The organism is Nodosilinea sp. LEGE 06152, from assembly GCF_015207525.1.
Lineage (GTDB): Bacteria > Cyanobacteriota > Cyanobacteriia > Phormidesmidales > Phormidesmidaceae > Nodosilinea.
Genome location: NZ_JADEWR010000005.1, coordinates 1 through 23603, shown reverse-complemented (window position 1 = coordinate 23603; position 23603 = coordinate 1). Strand labels below are relative to the sequence as shown.

Here is a 23603-nt window from a genome sequence, read left to right as displayed (position 1 = left end):
GGGATCCTCGCCTACAGGGAGCCTTCGTTGGCCATGCTGTAGGTGTAGTTGTAGAACTCCGTGCCCGTGACCACGTTGATGATCACCATGCGACTGGTTCCCTTGTCGTACATCACCCGCACGCGGCCATCTTCGCCGATAAAGCTATTGCCCGAGGTGCGGTAGAGCATGCCGTCGAAGACGAACTCACCCTCGGTGATGTAGGCGGCGATCTGGTTGTCGGCAATTTGCGACAGGTTGGTGCGGGGCGTTGCTGAGGGGGCAGCGGCAGTCCGCGCCGAGGTGCTGGGAGTCCGGCCCGCTTCGGTGAAGGTGTAGTTGTAAAACTCGGTGCCTGTCATCGAGTTCACCACCAGCACATTGCCTGTGTCGCGGTTGTAGGTGATCTGCACGCCCCGGGTGGTGAGGGTGTAGAAGTTGCCGTAGCTGCGCTGCATGATGCCGTAGACCCGAAATTCGGCGTCGGTGATGTCTACGGCGATTTGGTTGGGGTCGCGCTGGGGGGTCATGTAGGTGCGCTGGGGCGCTCTGGACTGGGCCAGCAGTAGAGGCGCGGCTTGGGTCTGGTTGGCGGCGACGGGCAGGCCAGCGCTCGATGCGCCCAAGAGGAGGGCCGTTGCCAGCAAAAGGGTTTGAGGTTTCATGGTCAATCTTGCAAAGGAAGGAATGGTGAAATGAGGGGGGGTAGGGTGGCAGGCCGATTCAAGAACGGTGGGCGGTGCCCGCCCTACAGGTGGTCAGGGCTTCTGAGTTACCTACAACGCGCCGTCGGTGGGGAAGATGATGAAGTCACTGCGCACCCAGCCGATTGCCCCAGAGACCAAAAACTGCACCCGGCACCAGTTCAGGCTGCTGCCAGCGGTGTCGCGGTCTTGCACACATTCGAGGATGTTGACCTGGTCACCGGCTAGGCCGTAGCCGATGGCGCGGGAGCGTACAGTGGCCTCACTGCGCAGGTTGATCTGAGAGCCGCGTTCGTGGGCCACCAGCGTGGCGACGCGAGTGCCCCCGGTGCCCTGGCTCACCGGCCCGGTGCCGTAGGAGGTGTTGGTATCCCAGTAGACCCAGAGGTGCGAGCCATCGACGAACTGAAAGATTGTGCCTGCATTGCCCAGGCCGCTCTGGCGGTAGACCGCCTGGCCGTGCTGGTCTCTAAAGTTGCCCGAGGCAGCGTTGGGCACCGGGTCCAGCTCGTAGCTCACCCCGTTGCTCTGTAGCTGAATGCCGATGTGCCCCTGCCGCTGGGAAAAGGTGCAGTTGCTCGACAGGTAGGCATAGTCTTCGCCGGGGGCATAGAGGTCGCAGTGGGCGGGCACCGTATCGGCCTTAGCCGCCAGGCCCAGGCCCAGGGCCGCCAACGAGGTAACTGCAGACAGTAAAACAGTTTGAATTCTCATGGTTCTCTAACCGGAATAAGTTGGGTAGCTGGAACGGACAAAACTGCACAACCCGAGCTCTGACGGCGTTCCTCAGGGCAAGGGCATCAGAGCTTGCTGGGGTGGACAGGGGTGGGCACCGCCCCCCAAACCTTGGCCTATCGCCGTCCCCCCGCCGCGTGGGCCGGGGGGTTGCTGCACTGGTTGGTAGACAAGTCCACCAAAATGGGTGCGCCATCGACCGTCGATCGCTGGGGCACCCAGGCTTTGTTGCCGCCGTAGATCGCCACCTCAATGAACGATCGCCCCCCTTGCACCACCGCTGTCGGCAGGTTGGTGGTGGCGTAGGCAATGTCGCCCACCGCGAAGCGATCGCCCGTGGCGGCATTATTCGCCGGTCGAGCAAACACGCTTAGGGTATCTTTTACCGCAAAGCAATAGGGCGTAGCCGATCGATTTTGGGCCGGGGCCGGCGCTGCCAAAGAGCTTGCCACTAAGGCAGCTCCGAGGAAAACCGCGAGATATTTAAAAGGAACAGGCTTGAATGTCATAAATTGAACCTACATCCCCAGGCGCTGATCGCAAATGCTTTAAGTTTGATTGAGTGTAGGTATTAAAAAATGGACTTCATAAAGACCAACTGGCGCAGACGATACAATGCCTAACACCCCATAAATAGACTGAAGTGGAGTATATCAGGCAAGTTCGGCTTTCTCCAACACATCTAAAGAGTCGCTTAAAGATCATGTTTTCCAGCTAGGCTAACTGATTTCGAAAGGGGATCAGAAGAAAATGTGGTTTGCATAAAGCCCTTTGAAAATGGCTATTTCGCCTTTGAAAAGTACACGTTTAGTACGAAATATATGATTTTCATAAGAAAGATTTGAGCGCCTAAAAGAGCAAGGAAAACTATTTAATTGACTGACGACTACCTGCGGTCAGTTAAGCAGATTTTCGGTCAGTTAAGTCAGCGGTATTGAGAGGCGTTGCCACCCTGAGTGAGCCGCTCTAGGCGGTGTAAAGTACATCGTATGAACTCCGATGAACGGCAGATTGTTAGGCGTAAGCGTGGGGTGGTGCTAAGTGCCCCAGGGCTAGAGCGATTGCGAAGTGCGATTGCCAATCTTGAAGCTCAACAAAACAACGCCAACCCCTACAGCGCCGAAGAGTTGAGCAGCCTTACCGGCGTGTCGCCCTCCACTATTCGGCGGCTGCGGGCGGCCAAATCGGGCATTGACCAGCGCAGTTTGCAGCAGATCTTTAACGCCCTCAATCTGGAGCTACAGGAGAGCGACTTTCAGTGGGTCGATCGCACCGACGCAGAGCTTGCCGTCGAAGCATTGGCTCAGCCGTTCCCCACCGCCCAAACCTACCGCTACCCCAGCGGGCCACTGCCGCTGGCGTCGCCACTCTACATTGTGCGATCGCCCATTGAGCAACTGGCCTCTCAAGAAATCACCCAACCCGGCTGCGTGGTGCGCATCAAAGCCCCGCCCCAGTTTGGCAAAAGCTCACTGCTGCTGCGCATTCTGCACCAGGCCCAGCAGTTGGGCTACGCCACAGCGGCGATCGATCTGCAACAGGTAGGGGACAAGATTCTGAGCGACTGCGATCGCTTTCTGCAGTGGTTTTGCGCCACCCTGGCCCTCAAGCTCGGCGTCGATGCCAACCCCGCCACCGCCTGGAACCAGCTGGTCGGCAGCCAGCTCAGTGCCACCCTGTTTGTGCGCGAGCAGGTGCTGCGCGCCGTCAACCGCCCCGTTTTGCTGGCGATCAACGATATTGGCCGCCTGTTTGAGCACCCCGCCACCGCCCAGGGATTTTTGCCATTGCTGCGATCGTGGTACGAAGAAGCGGGCCACGATGCCCTGTGGCAGCATCTACGGCTGGTCGTCACCTACTCCACCGACAGCTACCTACCGCTGGATATCAACTATTCCCCATTCAATATTGGCCTGGCTCTGGCCCTGCCGGAGTTTACGGCGGCGCAGGTGCTAGAGCTGGCGAGGGTGTACGGGCTGGACTGGGGCGATTGCGAAGCCGACCAGCTCCTCGCTCTGATGGGCGGGCATCCCTCGCTAGTGCATGGGGCGATCTACCACCTCAGCCGTGAACTATTGACCTTTGACGAGTTGTTGCAGACCGCCAGCACGGCCCAGGGGATTTACAGCGGCCACTTGCAAAAGCTACTGGCCACTATGCGATCACAGCCGCACCTGGGGGAATCGTTGCGATCGCTAGTCCAGGGCGGGGGGCCTATACCTCTAGAGCCAATGCAGGCCTACCAACTCGAAGGCACGGGGCTAGTCAAAGGTTCAGCCGAGGGCTGGCAGATCAGCCGCGAACTCTACCGCCAATATTTTCAGCAGGTGCTATCTTTGCCTCAAAATTGGCTACTCACTCGTTAAAAGGCGAGCTGTTGGGTCTCAAAGCGTGCTCCTGCGGTTACGATTGCCGCGTTGTACTTTCGATTGAAACAGATCCAATGACTCAGGATGAGGTCATTGTTCCGCTTGGATATTGGCACCCACGACAAAGTTTATTGAGCAGAGAACATCAGTTGCTGCATTTGTTAGTCAATTTAGCGTGACCTAACAGCCAGCTATATGATTTAACTCATCGCATAATAGAGCGCAACGCACCCTAAACTGCTCCGCTTGTGATCATTCCCTCCGTTTACAAAGTTGGCGGCTGCCTCACCGCCGAGGCCAGCACCTACGTGGTGCGCCAGGCCGATGTGGACTTGGTAGCGGCGTTGCAGGCGCGAGAATTTTGCTACGTGTTTAGCGCCCGGCAGATGGGCAAATCTTCCCTACTGGTGCGGGCGAAGGCCCAGTTGCAAAAGGCTGGGGGACATTGCGCCTACCTGGATATGACTCGCCTGGGCAGCAACGGCCTCACTCAAGCTCAATGGTATACCGGCGTGGGGGTGAGCCTGCTGCAAAGCCTAAATTTGCTGAGCCAAACCGACTTTTTGGCCTGGTGGCAGGTCCGTGAAAGCCTGCCCCTGGTGCAGCGGCTGAACCAGCTGATGGATGAGGTGGTGTTGCCTGCCACCGGGAATGCGCCTGTCTATATTCTCGTTGACGAGATCGACGGGCTGCTGAGCCTCGACTTTTCTACCGACGATTTCTTTGCCTGGATGCGATCGTGCTATAACCTGCGCGCCCACAACCCCCGCTACTGCCGCCTCACCTTTGCCCTGTTTGGGGTCGCCACCCCTGCCGACCTGATTGCCGACAAGCAGCGCACCCCCTTCAACGTCGGTCAGGCCATTTCTTTGGAAGGCTTTACCCTGGCCGAAAGCGTGCCTCTGCAACAGGGGCTAGAGAGTCTGGTAGATTGCCCCCAAGCGGTGCTCAAGGCCATTTTAGGTTGGACGGGTGGCCAGCCGTTTTTAACCCAAAAGCTGTGTCAAATCGCGGTGAAAAATGCTCAGCAGGCTGAGACCTTGCCTCTGCAACTTTCCCCCAGCATGGCCGAGTTTTGGGTGGAGGGGTTGGTAAAAGCCGCCCTGCTCGATCATTGGGAAGCGCAAGACGAGCCCATTCACCTGCGTACCATTCGTGACCATTTGTTTTGGCACCAAGACCGCACGGCGAGAATTTTGGGCCTGTACCAGCAGCTTTTGCAGGGGGAAGCGGTGCAATCCGACGACAGTCGCGAGCAGAGCGACCTGCTGCTGTCGGGGTTGGTGGTGCGTCGGGGCAATGAGCTGGCGATTAAGAACCGCATCTACCGGGCGGTGTTTACTCTCAACTGGGTGAATCGCCAGCTGCGTCGCCTGCGCCCCTACGCCACGGCACTGGATGGGTGGATTGGCTGCGATCGCACCGACTCTACCTACCTGCTCCGGGGCCAAACTCTGCTAGAAGCTGAAAGCTGGGCGCGGGACAAGAGCCTCAGCGATGTCGATTACCAGTTCCTCGCCGCCAGCCAGGATGCCGAGCGGCAGGAGATTCAGCAAAAGCTGGATGCCAAGGCCGAGAGCGAGCGGTTCTTTCGCCAGCTAGCGGAGGCGGTGCCGCAGATCGTGTGGATTGTGGAGCCGGACGGCAGCCTGTCCTATAGCAACCAGCAGGGGCACGATTTTTCGGGCCAATCCCAGGAGGCTTTGCAAGGCTGGCAGCGAGTGGAGGTAATTCACCCGAACGATCGCGATCGCAGCCGTACCGCCTGGCAAACCGCCCTCACCACCGGGGCGGCCTACGAAGTAGAGCTGCGCATGCAGGATGCCGACGGCCACTACCGCTGGTTTTTGAACCGGGCCGTGCCCATTCGCGATGCCGACGGGCAGGTGGTGAAGTGGTTTGGCACTAGCACTGATCTGGATGAAGTCAAGCGCAGCGAAGAAGCCAAGCGGCTGAAAGAGCGGTTTCGGCTCCAGCGGTGGCTGCTAGGGGCGGTAAGTGCAGGGTTTGCGATCGCCACTACCCTCGGCCTCTACGCCTTTGCCCAACGGCACCAGGCCACCCTGCGCGAAATTGAAGCCATCACCAGCCTCGCCGACGCCCAATTTGCTTCCGGCAACCGCCTTGATGCCCTCGTCACCGCAATCCAGGCCCAAACCCGCCTCGACAATCTGCGGTGGGTGCCCGCCGAGCTGGCCAGCTACAGCGATCGCGAGCTGCGCCGCGCCACCTTTCAAGCGCTGGAATGGAACCGTTTCAACGGACAACTGGGCCGAGTGCGTGGCCTCGCCATTAGCTCCGGCGGCGACCTGATCGCCGCCACTTACCAAAAAGAGGCCACCCTGCTCTGGGGCATGGATGGTACGCTGGTGGCCCGCCTCCCCGGCACCGCCACTGGGGTTGCCTTTAGCCCAGACGGGCAGACCCTGGCTTCTGCTGGGGATGACGGCACCGTGAGACTCTGGGGTTTGGATGGCACCCCTGTAGCCACGCTAACGGGCCACCAAAAACCGCTCAAGGCCGTTGTCTTTAGCCCAGACGGGCAGCAGCTTGCCTCCGCTGGCAGCGATCGCACCATCAAACTTTGGAGCCGCGACGGTCAGCTGATCCGCACCCTCACCGGGCATAGCGGCACCGTTTGGGACGTGGCCTACAGCTCAGACGGGCAAACCCTCGCCTCCGCCAGCGACGACAACACCGTGCGGATATGGAACCGCGATGGCACCTTAGTTCGCACCCTCACCAACCCCGTTCCCTCCACCAAGGGCGAAAACCACCTGCACAGCATCGCCTACAGCCCTGTTCGCGAAGCGTCCGCAGAGGGGAACGGGCAAACCCTGGTAGCAGGCGACTCCTACGGCAACATCCTCTGGTGGAATGCCGACGGCACCTTGCAAAAAATTACTTCCGAGCATCGCAAGGCCGTCGATGCCCTGGCCTTTAGCCCGGACGGGCAAACCCTCGCCTCCGGCAGTTGGGATGACACGGTTAAGCTCTGGAACCGCGATGGCACCCTCATCCGCACCATCTATGCCCACCCCAGCGGCACCCTGGCCCTGGCCTTTGGCCCAGACGGTCGGCGAGTGATCTCCGGCGGCGAAGACGATCTGGTGCGACTCTGGCAGCTCGCTTCCCCCGTGCTCACCACCCTGCGGGGCCACAGCGCCTCGGTGTGGGATGTGGCGATCGCCCCCGACGGCAATTTCATCGTTTCCTCCAGCTCCGATGGCAGCATCAAACTCTGGAACCGTGAGGGTCAATTGCGTCGCACCTTCACCCTCGACCAAGGCACCGTCTGGGCGGTGGAGATCAGCCCCGATCAGCAAACCCTAGCCGCCGTCAGCAACGCGGGAGTCCTCACCCTATGGGGGATGAATGGCACCCTGCGCAACGCTATCAACGCCCACGGCGACACCGCCTTTGACGTCGCCTTTAGCCCTGACAATCGCGAAATCGCCACCGTCGGCTGGGATGGCCAGATTAAGCTGTGGCGGCCCAATGGCACCCTGATTCAAGCACTGCAAAGGCCCCCAGATACCGATGCAGCGCAAGCTCTCAACTCTCCCCAAAATTCTCTCAGAAATCGCCTCAACGCCGTCATCTTTAGCCCAGACGGGCAATGGCTGGCGGTAGCCGGGTTAGACGAGGCGATCCACCTCTGGCGGCGCAACGAAACCGGAACCTTTCCCCCGCAGCCAAACCAAATGTTCAAAGGCCACAGCGACAACATTTGGGATGTGGCCTTTAGCCCAGACGGCACCCTGCTCACCAGCGCCAGCGAAGACACCACCGTTAAACTCTGGTCGCTGGATGGCACCTTGGTTCGCACGTTTGAGGGGCATCGCGATCGCGTCAACGCCGTCACCTTTATCCCCCCCAACTCGGGCCTGCCCGCTGCCTGGGGCACCGTCATTGCCTCCGCCAGTTGGGATCACACCGTCAAACTCTGGTCCCTCGACGGCACCCTGCGCCTCACCCTCGAAGGCCACGAAGAACGCGCCCTAGACGTAAGTTTCTACCCTGCCACCAGTACCCACGGCCCCCTGCTGGCCTCCGCTGGTCTCGACAATAGTGTTATTCTCTGGCCCCTCGATCGCATTCTAGAGTCAAAGCAAATCCACGACTATGGCTGCCAGTGGGTGCGCGAGTATCTGCAAACCAACCCGCAGCCTCAAATGAGGGCGCTATGCCAACCTACATTTGAGGCCAAAAAAAGGGTGCTGCGCCGCAGGTCATGATTACTCTACTCTTCAGATCAGTGCGATGCGAAAGGTTGATACCCAATGGCCGTAAGCGTGTTAGTTGCTGTGGGTGGAATAGTTGCCTGCGCGCACAGCTAGCCATTTTGGCTTACTGCACACCTATACCCACGGGAGACCCTAGCGTAGCTGAATAGTAATTGTCAAACGCATTGTTGGACAAAATTTGGAAATTTCCACGAAAGAGCTAGGGAATCTTAAGTTGTTTGCCCCCAGTCGCCAAGGATTTACACTGAAATTTTCTATCTAAGATCCTGAATGGAAGAATTATGCAGAAATTTTCTCTCTAATAATGAGTTGGCTGGCTCCGTATCCAGTCCTTGGGCTGGTGTTTCCTTGTCACCTGTCAATCCAACGCCACTCAGAGCATTGTTTGTTGAGGCAGTAATTTCAGTTTCGTTTGTGGCGGTGAAAGCACCTAGAAGGGTGTCGGTTGAGGGCGATTATGAGCGGCGATTAGCAACTGCGAAACGCTCAGGAGGCGATCGGTGAAACCTAGTTTGGGGCGAGCTGACAGGAGTGAAAGCGCAGTGCTACCGTTGAACTAGTCCCGTTAGTCTGGCGTTAGTTTACAACTTGTGACAGATCCTTGAAATAGGCAAGCATTAGTTGATATTTTACGCGTGAATACCAAGCTTCCCTGTGGTCATTCTTAGAGGCGAACCTGGTCTAAAGTATTTACTTTGTAACACTTATGCTTTCAAGATTTCGCCCTGGAATCATTTTAGGAGTACTGCTGATACTCCTGATTGGGTTCATAGTACAAACAGGTTCTGTCCAAAGTCAGCCAGCTAACACCAGTCAGAGTGTCTCCAGCATCTTATTTGAGAATGTGCAGATATTCAATGGTAAATCTGAAGGACTGTCTACGCCTTCTAATGTTTTAGTGGTGGGCAACAAAATCCAGACGATTTCGACCACTGCTATTCCTGCACTCCCAACTGTAAATCTGACCCGAATCGATGGCAGTGGGCGAGTGCTAATGCCTGGTCTAATCGACGCCCATGTTCACCTGTTTACAGAAACTACCCCTATTGCAAAACTCCTTTCTCCTGATACTCCTCTAGAAGCTTTGGTTCAACAGGCTCAAACCAATGCAACCGAAATGCTACTGCGAGGGTTTACCAGTGCCAGGGATTTGGCCGGACCTGTATTTGAGTTGAAGCAAGCAATCGACAGAGGTGATGTCGTAGGACCGCGCATTTGGCCTTCAGGGGCAATGATCTCTCAAACGAGTGGACATGGCGACTACCGCTCCCTAGATGAGCTTCCCAGAACCCCAACTACTTCCCTCAGCCGCGCCGAAGTATTTGGAATGACTGCAATCGCCGATGGAGAGGCTGAGGTGCTTCGCCGCGCCCGTGAACAACTGATGCGCGGTGCTAGTCAACTTAAGGTGGCGGCAGGCGGCGGTGTGAGTTCAAGTTATGGTCCCTTAGATGCTAACCAATTTACAGAATCGGAATTGCGTGTCGCTGTTCAAGCCGCAACAGATTGGAACACCTATGTTACCGCTCATGCCATCACATCGAGTGCAATGCAATCTGCAATTCGTGCGGGTATAAAGTGCATTGAACATGGTCAGTTAATGGACGAGGAAACGGCAAAGTTAATGGCAGAAAAAGGGGCTTGGCTTAGCATTCAGCCGTTTTTGGATGATGAAGATGCCATTCCTTTTCCAGAAGGCTCAGTGAGTCGTTCGAAGCAACTGGAAGTGGTTCAGGGCACAGATAATGCCTACAAACTGGCGAAGAAATACAATATTAAGACAGCCTGGAGCACCGACACATTGTTTGATGCTAGGCTAGCAACCCGGCAGGGAGCAATCCTTGCCAAAATGGTACGTTGGTATACGCCTGATCAAGTGTTGAAGATGGCAACAAGCACCAATGCCGAATTGTTGTCATTGTCGGGTCCTCGTAACCCTTATCCGGGCAGGTTGGGGGTTGTCGAAGAGGGCGCGCTCGCTGATTTATTGCTAGTGAATGGGAATCCTTTGGATAACATCCGGTTGGTCGAGAACCCAAGCCAAAACTTTGTGGTAATTATGAAAGACGGTAAACTTTACAAAAACCTTCTCAGATAACCGAAGACCGAGCTGGTCAATTACGTACTTCAATTCTCCCCAACTAGTACACCTCATAGTATGCCAGCTAACAATTCAAATGCAGCGGACGATTAAGAGTCGTCAGTGCTGAATTCGATGTTCTCTGTCGCCGCTGATTTGAGCAGTTAGGCAGACGATACTACTAAAGCCGTCTCTGGTTAAGTGCGATCGCCTCGCTTAATGCACTTCATACAGAGATAAAACAGGCTGACGATTAAAGCTACCTCTACGGCAATCTGTAGCCCAGTTAGTGCCGAGAGCAAACCCGCCAGCACCAATATCGAGCCCACAATTAGTGCCGCAATTAGCAGCACCTCATCAATCATTTCCATGCCTTGCGTGGGGATATCTCTGGGTGGCGCTCCTGCGTCCTGAACTGGAGGAATACGGGAGATTTGGCACAAGAATTGGTGGGCACTACCCACCCTACTTTTTACAAACAAGAGGCTTTCGTTTACATTGAAATCGAATGAAGAATTATCCTAGGCTGCTGCTATGCGTCTTTTGCTTGCCCTTGGCCTTAGCCTGACAGCCTTGACTGCCCCTCTTGCCTTGGTGCAGGTTCAAGACATTGACAACCTGTTTTGTCACAGCAATACTACCCGAGCTACTAGGGACTGTCCGGCATTAAGTCCGCTCTTAGCACTGCAACCTAACCTAGACACCCTGCAGGAAACTCGGATCGAGGGGCATCAGGGAATTGTCGACTCTATCTCTTTTAGCCCCGATGGACAACGCATCGCTACAGCCGGACAAGATGGCACCGCTCGGATTTGGAGTCTCCAGGGTCAACAACTTGCAGTGCTAGAAGGACATCAGGGAGAAGTCTGCCGAGTTTCCTTTAGCCCCGATGGGCAGCACATCGCGACATTCGGACTCGTCGATGGCACCGCTCGGATCTGGAATCTCCAGGGTCAACAACTTGCAGTGCTAGATGCCAAGCAGGGGAACGTCTTTTCTATGGCTTTTAGCCCCGATGGCCAATCCGTCGCAACATCCGGATTCGACGGCACCGCTCGGCTTTGGAATCTCCAGGGTCAACAACTCGCACTGCTAGAAGGACATCAGGGGAGTTCCTCGTCTATCACTTTTAGCCCCGACGGACAATTCCTAGCAACAGCTGGAGCTGACGGCACCGCTCGGCTTTGGAATCTCCAGGGTCAACAACTTGCACTGCTAGAGGGGCATCAGGGGTATGTCTTCTCTCTCACCTTTAGCCCCGACGGACAACACCTGGCAACGAGCGGGCAGGAAGGCACTACTCGGCTTTGGAATCTCCAGGGTCAACAACTTGTATCCCTACAGGGGAAGAATGCCATCTTTAGCCCCGACGGCCAATCCCTGGCAACAACCGAAGAAGGCGGTACTGTTCGGCTTTGGAATTTGCAGGGGCAACAACTTGCACTGCTCGAGGGACATCAGGGTGGCGACTGGCCTATCGTCTGGGCTATGGCTTTTAGCCCTAATGGCGAATACCTTGCAACATCTGGAGGAGACGACACTACTCGGCTTTGGAATCTCCAGAACCAACAAATAGCACTGTTAGAGGGTCATGATGGACGTGTCACCTCTATGGCTTTTAGCCCCGACGGCCAGTTCCTTGCAACAGCCGGAGTAGACTACATTACTCGACTTTGGAATCTCCAAGGCCAATAACTAGCCCACGGCGAAGGTTACTTAGGAGCGTTGAAACATCGTTGAAGACAAGTTGCCTGCGCGCGCAGCTAACCTAAGCCCTAGACTACCGCGATCGCCTGTCCCAATGGCGTCTCACAGGCCGGCATTGGTCTCTTAAAAGGTGATAAAGTCCTAAAACCTTTATGTGGCAATGGTTCAAGCCAATTGAAGTGAGAATTCTGAAAGTGCCCGTCTAGAGAGGCTTTCAGCCGCTTGTCTCCTATTAGCAGACCAGTGCCGATTGGCTACCAGTATTGGGCCTAACCTGGATACCATTGAGGATGTCTACACTCAAATCGCCCACCGTCGCTAAGCTCTTCGTAACGGGTTGCTCTACGCTTTTGTTTCAATAATCTTTCCCTAACAATCCTTAGTCGAGCCCTTCTTGATGGACTGCTCTACATCTCCTATAGAAGAACCTAAAAGCCCTCACGACTCCTCGAAGGATCAGAGAGCTAGGCATCCATACAGTATTCCAACGTCTGTAGTAAAAACCTGTCGGGCCGAAGTTAACGGTATTAACCTCTCTGTACAAACCTTCACAATTGGCAAACAGTCGGAGTTGACTGTCTTGCCAGGTGATGCCCACAAGTTACCACCTGACTTAGCTGGGTATTACTTTGTCGCCGCTGCCCTTGCACCAGAAGGGACTCTGGTGATCAACGGGGACGGTATGCTCTACCGAGTCCACTTTGCTAGCGGTGAAGCTACCCTGAAGTCACGGATTGCCAAGACACCTTGCTACTATGCCGATCAAATTACGCAGCGATCGAGCGAGTATCGAAAAGCCTACTGCTTCAGGGACGCCGGCCCCAGCCGCAGCAGCCCCAAACTGGGCAACCGCAACCAGCTCAACACAGCCTTTCTCCAGACCACGAGGCGCTTCATAGTCACGTTTGATGCTGGCATCCCCTGGGTAGTTGACCCTGACAGTATGGAACTGATTGAGCCAGTCGGCAGAATGGATGAATGGATCAGTCTGACAGATCCCTTTGCAGATATTGCAGAATCACTACAAAAAGCACTGCAAGATGTCGTCTTTCCACCCCATTCCAACCCGGCCCATCCGGTCTGCGATCGCTTTAGGCCCGGAAATAGTTTTCCTGGAATTTCCCACCATCCCCCTGCCGTGCTAACCCAGGACCACTTTCTCACTCTGAACTACTCAATTGGGTACAAGGGGAAATTTAGAAAGACGTTTGATCGCCTACTTGGCAAGTTACGACGCAGAACAGTTAAGGGCGCTGGTTTTTGGGCGAGGAAATTAGGTGTAGCACCAGTCCTTAGCTGGTTACGACAAATAACAGTTAAGGGCGCTGATTTTTGGGTGAGGAAATTAGGCCTAGGGTCAGCGATATTAGCCAGACCAGCGTCTGATAGTCAGCAGGTCTATGGATCACGGGTCTATGGATTTACTGACCTGCTGCGGTATACGTTCAGCGATCGCAAACTAGAACGATGGCAGCTCGTCTTACCCGACTGGAACAAAGAGAGCCCTGACATCAGCAAGTTAGTTATTGGGGAACAGTCAGTTCACCAGATGGTCATCACTGAAGACTACATTGTCCTGGCAGACATTGCTTTCAAAATTGAGTTCTCGCAGATTTTTTCTTTCGCGAAACTGCCTGAGGAATGGCTTAACAAAATACTGGCAGTTTTGGCATTGCTTATTGATAGCCTTCCTCAAGGCCAAAAGGGCCGTGAATCGCTGCAGCAGTGGTTATTAAATAAGCAGTTACAGGTTGGGTACTGGTTGTACATAAAGCTGTTACAGCTCATTCCGCCATCTCAGACCACCAACTTCTACATCATCAGTCGGTCATGTCTGAAAAGTTCTGCCAATGGCTCCGGTTCTGCAACGGGGCACAAGCAGTCAGTGCGAGTCCGTGAGGTTAACATCCCTCGCGAGGTGTCTCATTTTACGGCTGACTACAGTAATCCGCAGGGAAAAATCACCCTCCATATCGGGCACAACAACAGTACTGACGTTACCGAGTGGATCAGTAAATACGACCGTCCAGTTACACCCGAGCAGAGGGGGCTTTCAGAAAAAGACTACCAACGACTGGAGGAATATTTTCAACGATTAAAGAAAAACTTCCAGCGGTTGACAGGGATGACTACTGGAGCAATGGATGTCAGCTCCTTTGGGCGGTATGTAATCGATGGTGAAACGGGTGCGCTGCTAGATTCTAAGATCATCAGCGATGTCGAGCATACCTGGTGGCCGTCGGTCTACACTCACCGCGATATCTGTCGCGATCGCCCCAGTGAGCACAAGAACAAAGAAATTAAGACGATGTTTTGGATGTGTAACGGATTCTCCTGGGAGATTGTTCCTGAACGCCTCTACCAGATATATAAAGACCGTGATTTTCGGGTCATTCATCATACTGGGTTACCGGAGACCGGAAAGCCCTGCAAACTGCTCCGTTTAGACACCGAAACCATGGAGATCATAGACTGGTTCGACTTTCCAGCGGGACATTTTGCCTGTTCGCCCCAGTTCATCCCCAAGACAACGCCTTGCCCTGAAGGTCAGGATTTAAACACCCACGGGTATATCGCCTGTGTGGTCCTCGCTGATGCCCCCGATGAACATGCCGGAACGGCTAATGCCAGTTCTCAAGATGAGTTTTGGGTCTTCGATGGGAACAACCTGGGTAATCGTAAAAACACTGACCAGGCAGCCATTGTCTACAAGCTTTCCTGTTCCAAAAAACCCCTGAATTTAGGAATGACCATTCACTCAATTTGGTTATCGGAAGATGATTTCTCTACAAAGAGTCAGGAGTACCTTGACCCAAATGTTAGGCGCAACCGTCGCGAAGACGCCTTCTGGCGAGACTATGGAGCCTTACTCCCCGATGCAGGCGATGGGTACAGCAGAATCGATGCGCCCAGAACGCTCAAAAAGAAAGACAAAAAGACTGAAACCCTGTTCCGGGATGTCCATAAAGCGTTCATTGAACAGATGCGTGAAGGCTCTATAACCTGGACTAAATGAGATCTCTTAGCGAGAAGGAGGTAGCCGTGTGTCCGTGTTTTCATAGGTCGTCAGATGTTCTCGCGCCAGCCGATGAATAAACCGGTATCTACCGCCGATGCGCTGTAAGAGTAAACGGTCTGTACAAATGTTTAGGAAGTGGGCATAGTCCCACGGTATGCGGCCATTCAGGTACAGAAGTATGCGCAGCACTACATGTTGAATACAGGCTTTTCCACTCGTTCCCGAAGCAAATACCAAGGCCCAAGCAAAGCCATGAATTAAAACCACTAACAAATGGAGAGAATTTCCAAAGATCAATTTGTAGATAGCTTCTAGCATGACCCCTGCTGGATATATTAAGAGAACCAAGAGGGGCACGTTTTTTAATGATGCCCAAATTCCCTGGTTAGGCACTTTTCTGCTCTGGATATCTGCTCTGAGTCCGCCTATGAGCCCAAAAACGAGTCCACCAATCATTCCAAAAGCCATCCCACCAAGTAGGCTTAAAGCGACCACTGAAGACTCCCCCTCGGAAGCCCAGGCAACAAGCCCAACTACCAGGCTAATCCCTAAACCAACAACTAGATTGTGCTTCAGGTGCGCCCAGATTTCCTTGGGAATTTTGTTCAAGAATGAGACCTTAAATGTCTCAACTGTGCTGATATCGCTTGTACGGTAGGTACTGATAGCCCTATCAGAGATGCCTACGATGAGCCCCATAACGACTCCCACAATTAGTCCAACAGAGGGCGTAAATATGATGGTAAATAAAAGACCATCTAGAAGAGCAAAGATGAGTGCAACAGCCGCCTGATAAATCCACCGCTGCTGTTTTGTCCTCAGCAGGTCAGGCTGCATCTGTTCAATCAAAAACTCATCCTGGGAACGGCGGTCCAGTTGGCTAGCAAGCCAGCCCAGCCACTTTAGGGTCTGAGGGGGTGGGCTGACCGCCTTACTTCGGTGCCAGATCTCTCGGCTGAGCATCTGGGCGACATACACGCTGAGCAGATAGTCCAACCGTCTCTCAGCGGTAGGGAGGTGCTTCCACTCTTCAACCAAAAACTCTGAAGAAGACAACACCAGAATGCTCAGCCAGAAAGGGACTCTGACCAGCTCAAGTAAGTCTCTGTCCTGGCAAATTACAGGCCACAGGTCGGTGTGGCCGACCCTGACCAAATAGTCCTGAATTTGCTCGTCGGTGAGTACATGCAGGCAGACACAGCCATTGAGCTTGAGCTTTGTTGTTAGGGAGTTGTACTCATCAAGACGGCTGCAGACGGCCAGACTGACAGGCCGCAAGTCTGACCCCAGCCAGGCATTGATCAGCTCGACGCAGGGTTCCTGTCGCCAGGGCTCTAGCTCATCTAGGCCATCTAACAGGGGCAACAGCCGACGTCTCTCCAGAAGCTCTTTGCCAATTTTGACGGATACACCGTATTTCAGGTTTAGCTCTTCCACCAACCAGTCAGGGATACTCTGCCTGTCATTTTTCCAGGAGGACAGATTCACCAGGACGGGTATAGGAAAGGACTGGTCTTGCTCAGCCCGGCTGACGAGTTCTTTGGCCAGATCAAGCAGGCTCGTAGTCTTACCCGAGCCGGGGACACCCAGGATCAGTAACTTTTCATCAATGTCTTCCCGGGTGAAGACCTCGAACAGCGTTGTCTCGGCTGGCACGGGTCTGAACGGTCTGCTGCCAATTTTGACTTCCGATACCCAGGGACGACTGACCTGGCCGGATTGCTCCTCTTTGGCAAGGTCAATCAGAACCGCTCTGTGCAACGACTGGTCGAGGCGAGAGTACACCTCTTGACTGACCTGTTTTAGTAAGGCCCTTTCGACCTGAGATTGCTGAGAGTCAGGTAAAAAGCTGGCTAAAACGGCTTCTAAGGCTGAGAGCCCGGGGCCAATGGGGCTCTCAACCCACTCCAGCAGGGCGGCACTACGGGCACCCTGGGGGGCCGAGTTACCGGGAACATTGCCGCCAGGAGGCTGCAGGGCAAAGATGATCTCCTCAAACTGGGTCGGAGGCAGTGCATTTAGAGTCTGAACCAGGCGCAATCGGGTTGATGCTGATGGGGCGCGTCTGGCTTGAGACATTAGCTCTACTCTTACCAATTACTGATGTAAGTACAGTGGCAAATAAAAAGTCACAGTACAAGGTCGCAAAGGTTTTCTTAGTAGTCTTCTAAATTTTGAAGACAGGCTCACTTGATTAAGGGGGAGCACACGCTGTTGTGTGCCCTACCCTAAGAAGGTACAAGAAGATTGTGCCCAATAGCCTTAAGCACGTTAGTGGCTGTGATTTGCCCAGTTGCCTGCGCGCGCGACTTGACTAGTTGCCTCTCGGCGCAACTACTCAGATAATACAAAGGAACTAAATGGTTCCCAATCGCGGCTTCGCTACTTTGGGGCCGTATACGCAAGGAACTTGTCGGCGCTTGCTTTGTATCTGGCACAAAAAAGCTGGACTCTTGATGGATCCCGCTTGTGGAGCTGGGGCGAGGGCTAAAACCGTTCAAATATCTTCATATTGGATATGCAACGGTACACACGATCTTTTTTCAAGATACTTGTGTATTATTGTCGCTAACTGTTGCCTGTGATTGCTTGCCATGAGCTACGCCACCTCACGCAACCCGGAAGGACGCCCTTCCGAGTATGGAGAGACCAAGACCCGTGTCAATATGTCGTTAACGCCGACCAGCGTTGATGGCCTCGATATTCTGGCAAGAACCTTCAAGCTCTCGCGGAGTGAATTCATCGAGCGGATTGGACGCGGCTTGATTGCTGTTTCCGTTACCCCGCAAATGCTTGCTCCTGAGGCCAGCAAAGAAGAAGATGCGGTTGCCGTGTGATGGGCATCTTTTGGCTGCTATCAGGCCAGAGACGTTGTTTTTTGGAGGAATCCGGCCCCTGACAGGGCTTTGAAACGCAAAAGACCCGACTGCTGACAACAGTGGGCCTTTTACTCAAACAATCAGTCGGGATTCAGATGAGTTCACCGATGCTTTAGCCGGCGAAGTGAACTCATCACAGGATACCTGTGTCTCCATTTTATTGAAGACACACCAATTCTGGCAACTATTTTTCAGAATTGGTGATGCTTCGTTATAAGGCACACTCCTTTGATCCCGGCACTCTCCCAGGAACACAGGGGTGTGCCGTTCTGTTTCGGGGCCACAAGCCATAATGGTTTGTGGTGCCGGATAGTTTGTTGCGCCTTTGTACCTGGGTTCCTGCCGTTACTGGAACCACAGAGGAAGTGAAGCAGCAACCGACCCGTTTCTCCTATGTCGAGGAACATGAAACCCCGTTTTTAGCGCTTTGGCCCCACCGGTATGACTATCTTTGGGCTGAGCATCCTAATCCTGGCCAAAAGCCGCAGTGGCAGACAGAAGGGCGACATCCGCTCGCCGATCGCCTCATCACCCAAGGCAGCTATCTCTACGGCGTTCGGTTTGGAGCCAAGACCAGCTATGCCATGCTCGATATTGACAGCACCTCGGCCTACCACCCCAGCCGCGACCCATTGGCCATCCCCCAACTCACCGGTGCCCTAGAAGAAAAGCTCCACTTAACAGCCTGGGTGACGGTGCAGAGTTCCTGGTCCGGGGGATTACATCTATATTTCCCTTTTGAAGAGCCGCTTAAAACCTTTGATGTGGCAACAGCCGTCACCAGCGTGCTGGAGCAAGCGGGTTTCAAGATAGCCGGAGGCCTGCTGGAAGTATTTCCTAACCAGAAACCCTTTTCTAGCGACGGCAGCCTGAGCTTATACCAAGGCCATCGGCTCCCCCTCCAGAATGGCTCTTATTTACTCAACAAACAGGGGGAAGCAATTTACAGCAGCCAAGATACCTTTCTCACCCAATGGCGCTGGGCGATAGCTAAAAACGCCCTTAATGAGGCAACTCTAGCTCGCACCTTGAAAACCCTGCGCAAGCCATACCGCATTAGCCAAAAGGCAGCAAAATTCCTCAACGACCTGAATGCGGAAATTGAACAGGGTTGGACCGGCAGTGGTCAGACCAACCGCTTGCTCGGGCGGATTGCCATGCGAGCGTATGTCTTCGGGCAAACACTGCTCGGCTTGGCGCAGCCGCTAGTGGGGAAAGATCTGATCGAGACAATTATCGATACCGCAAAAAGCCTCCCCGGATTTGACGACCTTTGCGGTCACCAGGATGACCTTGCCGATCGCGCCAAAGCCTGGGCCAGATGTGTAGAGAGCAGCCACTACTATCCCTACGGTTCTGGGAAAAAGCCTGATGCGGTTACCGAACAGGAAAGGAAAGCGAGCTGGAACCAGCGCCAGCAGGAAGCAGCTAGGAAACGCATCCGTGCCAGTGTCGCCCAACTGTTGAACAGCGATAGCTGGCCAGCCCAGACCACCAGCCGATTTAAGGCATTAACAGGAGAAGGCATCAGCGGAGCCACACTCTACGCACACAAAGACTTGTGGCATCCGGACCACGTTCGCCCCCAAGAAGAAGCAACAGAGCCTGACGAGCAAAAAACAAGACTTGGCGAGTCTTTTCAGAGGCAGGGCGAGGAATTTCAAAAATTCCCGCCCACGCCGACAAGCTTATTGGGAGTGGATGGCTGTAATACCAGTGATGGCAATACTTCCAGCCCCGCTAACATCAGGGAGCAAACCCAGCAGGCTGTAATAGCGGCTCGGGAACACCTCAAGCAGCGCCAGTACGCCTATCAGCAGCAGCGCAGCCTGGCACAGCAGCTGCAACACCGGCAGCGCATGATGGACTATCTCAATTCTGGGGATCCCATCTTGCGACAGGAAGCCCAGAGTTGGCTTCAGAAGGAGGGGTATGGGTAAAGCCACAGGATTTCGCGGCCTATCAGGCTGAGCGGCTTCTAGCTCTTTCACAGCGGCTTCTAGCTCTATTTCTAACTGCTCAGCAGTCGACAGTCTGTTTTGCATGGCTAGCGGGAGTTCGTCACGCACCGCATATATTGATACGCCGATCGGGATATAGAGAACATCAAGGGCGTACTCGACGACCGTTTTGCTTTTTGGATTGACAGAGAGTAATGCTAATAGTCGAAGGCTCTCCCTCGGCGGGGAGGGGGCAGGCTACCTCACCGTGCAAAGCAGTTCTGATGAATGCGATCGCACCAATCGAATTTCATCAGTTCCCGCAGTTCTCAGCCCCAAGAGACTTAGTGATCGTACCGTCTGGCTCCAGCGTGGCGCACCAAACACCACCGGCCCGCCAGAGCCGATACTGATAGCTGCCTTCATGGATGAGGAAGGTAGACACGAAAATCAGAACAGCACCGGCTGCGATCGCCCCCAGCACCCGCAGAGGCCGTATCGTAGTCGGTGTAATAGGTTTAGCCTCTTTCATTCTGCACCCTCAGACAGTTGCCCGTAGACTGCCCCGAAACGACAAATCCCCCATCGCTGGGGCAGGCGGTGGGGGATAGGAAATAGAAAACTGAAAGGTCGCACCGTCAGGCGATCGCAGCTAAAGCATCCTCAGCCCAGCGATCGCCCCCAGAGATTGCAAATTCTCCAGGCGCTTCCCGCAGGCCATCGGATGTTTTAACCCCATCATGTGGGCTAGCTTGCCAATGGTAGTGATGGTGTAAACAGAGCCCTCCTGCCAAGACCGCAAGACCTCGTAGAGCCGCTTTTGCCCTGGTGACAGGTTCCCCTGGTACTGAGGGTCTACAGAAATGTAGGAGCAGTCTTCTAGCACCCCAGACTGAGTGTCACCGCAGAAAATCAGCTTCGTTCTGGCGATGTCATCCAGCACCGCCTGGTCAATCTCAAGGTCAGCATAGGCATCGTCGTGCTCATAGTCGATGCCCATGTTTTCGAGATGGTTGGAGCGTGAATAGGTCATAACGACCTCCAAGATAAGAGACGGCGTAGGAGTACAGAAATACTCCCACATTTTAACTCTGACGACTACCACCAGCGCCAGCTAGCTGGTTGCTCTGATTCTTCAAAGTCGCTGGTATCATCCTCCCGCTCGCTAGGGTCCATCTTCTAAATCAGAGACATCTTCCCGGTCGTAGGAGTCCTCTAGGTCTTCAGCCTCATCGACAACTCGCTCAGAGCGGTAGCGGTGTTGATTGGAGTCACGGCTATCTACGATACGGCTGGCCTGGTAGGTATTCACCAACCGCTCGTCGTCATCCCGCTCTACCCCAGCATCCCGCAGAGCTTTCTCTGTCTCCTTAACGCCTTTGGTAGGGATGTCGGCAACCCAGTGGTCACCGCTGTCGTTGCTGATCTCAAGCAGGCTACGATCGTCTTCCTCTTCACTCTTGCGTCGGCTAAACAAGCCCATTGGTAGTACCTCAAATTTCAAGAAACAACGTTGGAAGGGGGTGAGTAATTAAGCGCTCTGGGGGCCTTCGACCTGGCCTGCCTGGGAACGCAGCCGCCGCAGCTCGAAGTAGGCGCTATCCTCGGCCTCAACCTCGATCTGAAACCGCTGCACTCCCCGGTTAAGCCCCCTGGCCCGCATCGCGGCCACCTCTGCCGCGTCAAAGTCGGCCTGTACCTTGCTCTGCTGGCCGATGAGGTCTTTCAACTGCTCAAAGCCTGGTGTCGCCGATAGCTGCATCTGTGAGCCCTGCTGCCTGACCAGCGCCAGGGCATTACCCAACTCACCGCACACCCCCGGCCCCACTAGTCCATCGAGCGAGAACTCACGGCTGTACCGCTGCTTGGCCTCCGCTACCCATTTCTCACGGGCCGCTTTCCGGCTGGGTACCTGCTTGAACTCCAGCACCAGCGATCGCGCCAGGTCGGTATACCCCGCCTCTGTCCTTAGCAGCTCCACCGGGGCCACCCGCTCCAGCCAGGGCAACCACCGGGTTCTTAGGGTCGATTCTGCGATCGCCAACTCACCGGCCAGCTGCGCCCCACTATAGGGGGCACCCTCGCACAACTCCCCCTCGATGACGGCGGGGAACTGTGCGGCGATGCGCGGCTCCTGTGCGCTCGATGTGCGCCAATCGTGCGTTTCTGCCTGCTGCATTTGTGTAACTCCATAAGGATGAATCTGCGAAACCCTTGGAAAACTGAGGTTTCTGTCTGTGCAGCGATCGCGCGGATAAGGCACAAGACCTGTGCATTTACCGTGCACCCTGCGCACTATGCAGCGGATCGTATCGCATAATTACTTTTGATGCAATTTGAATCACATAGAATCGAATCACTCAAATTGCACAGGAGTAAGCTAGGCAATGACCACTAGACGCAGTGAAACCGTGGCAGACCGCGTAACGTTTGACATTGAAGGGCTGAGAGAAGCGATCGAATCAGCTCATGCAGATAACCCGCTATGGGAGAGGCTACCCCTGGCTCAGAAGCTCCGGCTGCTGGTAGAGGAGCGCCTAGAGGAAATTCAGAGAACTAAAACCGAGAAATCCTAGACAGTCACCATGCCTGAATTTCGCGCCGGTCAAATCATCCCCCTGCGCTACAAGAGCCGGGAGATTCAAGCCATCATCATTGACCCCAACGGCCTGGGGCCAGACAAACCCTCCCTCGGCATGGGCTTTCGGGGCATGGATAGACATACCAACGTCCCCTCAAACACACTGTCTCAGAGGGTGATCCAAAACGAAGAGGGTACATACCTCAAACTCCCATCAGGAGAGCTTTTCAGGGTGATCCAAATCTCTGGGGAGGACGGCAATAAATACCAGGTCATAGAAGCTTCTGACTGGGTTGCTCTGGCACGAGACTGGGCTAAGAACCCCGGCAAGCTGCGGAAGCCTGCCCGCGATGGATTGATCGACTTTCTGGCCTGGTTCGCGGCTGAGGGCGTTTACGCCCAGGCCTACACCATCCTCAAGCGCGTCTACACGCGAGATGACAGCCAACGGGTTCAGACCTGGATCATGTCGCGGGAAGCTGGTAAGCCCGCTCGCGCTGAATGGGGTTGGGAGGTACAGGAGAAAGACCCACGGGGCCGTTACGGCTACTGGACAAACTATGTCTATCGGGGCCTGTTCGGCATGGATGCGGCCACCATGAAAGAAACCTGGGCAAACCCAGTTCATGGGGATGCCCGCATTGCCCGCAACTATGTGCCGGAGTCGGTGGGACTGGAGGCGATCGCCTACTGCGAGAAAATGGTGGGCCTGCTCGACCTCGACGACATTGAGCAGGCCCACGATGAAGCGATCCGGCTCACTCAAATCAAGTTTGCCAAGCATTTTCCGATGGCCTAGGAGAGATACGCTTTAGCCATCTAATGTCAAAAACTGGTTATCTGGTTATCTAGCAAACCAGATAATCAGATGAGATCGCCGCGCCAAAAAACAGGTCTGGGCCAGCAAACAAGTAGTAGAATCTGGCTATCTGGCAAGCCAGATGACCGTAAAACCAGATAACCAGACAACCAGATGAAAATCATCACCGTGACTGGCTACAAGGGGGGCTGCGGTAAATCCATGACAGCGATCCATGTCGCTACCTACCTCAGCCGACTAGGCGATGTAGTGCTAGTGGATGGCGACCCCAACCGAACCGCGATCGCATGGAGCGATCGCAGCCAGCTGCCGTTCTTAGTGGCCGACGAGCGCAAAGCCATGAAGGTAGTACAGGGCCGTGACTTCATCGTGATTGATACTCCAGCCCGCCCAGACTCATCCGACTTAAAGGAATTGGCGGCGTTGCATAATTGAGAGATGAGTTAGGGTGATCTGCGATGCAATGTCCAGAATGTGGAGCCACTCACATCCGTAAGAATGGCAAGCGGAAAGGTAAACAAAACCACATCTGTGTAGCCTGCG

At 54.6% G+C, this 23603-nt stretch carries 18 protein-coding genes and 3 pseudogenes; 12 read left to right on the top strand and 9 right to left on the bottom strand.

Going from position 1 to position 23603, the window contains the following annotated elements; genetic code table 11:
* Positions 1 to 11: 11 nt before the first annotated feature.
* The 3 genes from IQ265_RS09330 to IQ265_RS09320 all read right to left on the bottom strand — a co-directional run bounded on the left by IQ265_RS09330 (position 12) and on the right by IQ265_RS09320 (position 1858).
* Positions 12 to 644 (bottom strand): hypothetical protein, encoded by a 633-nt coding sequence (locus IQ265_RS09330; protein WP_194052707.1) that lies wholly within the window; start codon positions 642 to 644, stop codon positions 12 to 14.
* A gap of 111 nt (positions 645 to 755) precedes the next feature.
* On the bottom strand, positions 756 to 1397 hold the full coding sequence (locus tag IQ265_RS09325) for an SH3 domain-containing protein (RefSeq protein ID WP_194052705.1): 642 nt from the start codon (positions 1395 to 1397) through the stop codon (positions 756 to 758).
* A gap of 137 nt (positions 1398 to 1534) precedes the next feature.
* A complete protein-coding gene (locus IQ265_RS09320) occupies positions 1535 to 1858 on the bottom strand; it encodes a hypothetical protein (RefSeq protein ID WP_194052703.1) in 324 nt (107 codons plus the stop codon).
* Between the two features lie 549 nt (positions 1859 to 2407).
* Here IQ265_RS09320 and IQ265_RS09315 point away from each other — a divergent pair.
* From IQ265_RS09315 to IQ265_RS09305, 4 genes and pseudogenes are all read left to right on the top strand, one after another.
* Positions 2408 to 3784, top strand: coding sequence for an AAA-like domain-containing protein (locus IQ265_RS09315; RefSeq protein ID WP_194052701.1), 1377 nt, complete (start codon positions 2408 to 2410; stop codon positions 3782 to 3784).
* Positions 3766 to 3922: pseudogene (locus IQ265_RS30060) on the top strand (type II toxin-antitoxin system mRNA interferase toxin, RelE/StbE family); the annotation flags it as partial. The gene IQ265_RS09315 and the pseudogene IQ265_RS30060, both read left to right, overlap by 19 nt.
* A gap of 113 nt (positions 3923 to 4035) precedes the next feature.
* A complete protein-coding gene (locus IQ265_RS09310; protein ID WP_194052699.1) occupies positions 4036 to 8025 on the top strand; it encodes an AAA-like domain-containing protein in 3990 nt (1329 codons plus the stop codon).
* Positions 8026 to 8740: 715 nt separating this feature from the next.
* Positions 8741 to 10132: an amidohydrolase family protein gene (locus tag IQ265_RS09305; RefSeq protein WP_194052697.1), complete on the top strand. Its 1392-nt coding sequence runs from the start codon at positions 8741 to 8743 to the stop codon at positions 10130 to 10132.
* Positions 10133 to 10311: 179 nt separating this feature from the next.
* Here the strand turns inward: IQ265_RS09305 and IQ265_RS09300 are convergent, their stop codons facing one another.
* The gene (locus tag IQ265_RS09300; RefSeq protein ID WP_194052695.1) at positions 10312 to 10485 is read right to left on the bottom strand and encodes a hypothetical protein; all 174 of its coding nucleotides are present in this window, start codon (positions 10483 to 10485) and stop codon (positions 10312 to 10314) included.
* Positions 10486 to 10687: 202 nt separating this feature from the next.
* On the opposite strand from IQ265_RS09300, the gene IQ265_RS09295 reads away from it, so the two are divergent.
* Positions 10688 to 11809: a WD40 repeat domain-containing protein gene (locus tag IQ265_RS09295; protein WP_194052693.1), complete on the top strand. Its 1122-nt coding sequence runs from the start codon at positions 10688 to 10690 to the stop codon at positions 11807 to 11809.
* Between the two features lie 409 nt (positions 11810 to 12218).
* Positions 12219 to 14837: a carotenoid oxygenase family protein gene (locus IQ265_RS09290; RefSeq protein WP_194052692.1), complete on the top strand. Its 2619-nt coding sequence runs from the start codon at positions 12219 to 12221 to the stop codon at positions 14835 to 14837.
* Between the two features lie 6 nt (positions 14838 to 14843).
* Here IQ265_RS09290 and IQ265_RS09285 read toward each other — a convergent pair whose 3' ends face one another.
* Positions 14844 to 16919, bottom strand: coding sequence for an NACHT domain-containing protein (locus tag IQ265_RS09285; protein ID WP_194052690.1), 2076 nt, complete (start codon positions 16917 to 16919; stop codon positions 14844 to 14846).
* A gap of 515 nt (positions 16920 to 17434) precedes the next feature.
* Here IQ265_RS09285 and IQ265_RS09280 point away from each other — a divergent pair.
* Positions 17435 to 17677, top strand: a complete 243-nt coding sequence (locus tag IQ265_RS09280; protein ID WP_194052688.1) for a hypothetical protein — start codon at positions 17435 to 17437, stop codon at positions 17675 to 17677.
* A 407-nt stretch (positions 17678 to 18084) separates the two neighbouring features.
* Complete coding sequence (locus tag IQ265_RS09275; protein WP_194052686.1) at positions 18085 to 19659, top strand: hypothetical protein; 1575 nt, start codon at positions 18085 to 18087, stop codon at positions 19657 to 19659.
* A gap of 313 nt (positions 19660 to 19972) precedes the next feature.
* Here IQ265_RS09275 and IQ265_RS09270 read toward each other — a convergent pair whose 3' ends face one another.
* From IQ265_RS09270 to IQ265_RS09255, 4 genes are all read right to left on the bottom strand, one after another.
* Positions 19973 to 20191 carry a hypothetical protein gene (locus tag IQ265_RS09270; protein ID WP_194052684.1) on the bottom strand — a complete coding sequence of 73 codons (219 nt, stop codon included), beginning with the start codon at positions 20189 to 20191 and terminating at the stop codon, positions 19973 to 19975.
* A gap of 120 nt (positions 20192 to 20311) precedes the next feature.
* Positions 20312 to 20692, bottom strand: coding sequence for a hypothetical protein (locus IQ265_RS09265; protein WP_194052682.1), 381 nt, complete (start codon positions 20690 to 20692; stop codon positions 20312 to 20314).
* A 132-nt stretch (positions 20693 to 20824) separates the two neighbouring features.
* Complete coding sequence (locus IQ265_RS09260) at positions 20825 to 21142, bottom strand: hypothetical protein (protein ID WP_194052680.1); 318 nt, start codon at positions 21140 to 21142, stop codon at positions 20825 to 20827.
* A 48-nt stretch (positions 21143 to 21190) separates the two neighbouring features.
* On the bottom strand, positions 21191 to 21838 hold the full coding sequence (locus IQ265_RS09255) for a hypothetical protein (protein ID WP_194052678.1): 648 nt from the start codon (positions 21836 to 21838) through the stop codon (positions 21191 to 21193).
* A 208-nt stretch (positions 21839 to 22046) separates the two neighbouring features.
* Here IQ265_RS09255 and IQ265_RS09250 point away from each other — a divergent pair, with 208 nt between their 5' ends.
* From IQ265_RS09250 to IQ265_RS09235, 4 genes and pseudogenes are all read left to right on the top strand, one after another.
* Entirely contained in the window at positions 22047 to 22235 is a 189-nt protein-coding gene (locus IQ265_RS09250; RefSeq protein WP_194052677.1) for a hypothetical protein, read from the top strand.
* 9 nt (positions 22236 to 22244) lie between these two features.
* A complete protein-coding gene (locus tag IQ265_RS09245; RefSeq protein ID WP_194052675.1) occupies positions 22245 to 23039 on the top strand; it encodes a hypothetical protein in 795 nt (264 codons plus the stop codon).
* 174 nt (positions 23040 to 23213) lie between these two features.
* Positions 23214 to 23480: pseudogene (locus IQ265_RS09240) on the top strand (ParA family protein); the annotation flags it as partial.
* Between the two features lie 38 nt (positions 23481 to 23518).
* Positions 23519 to 23603: pseudogene (locus IQ265_RS09235) on the top strand (IS1 family transposase); the annotation flags it as partial.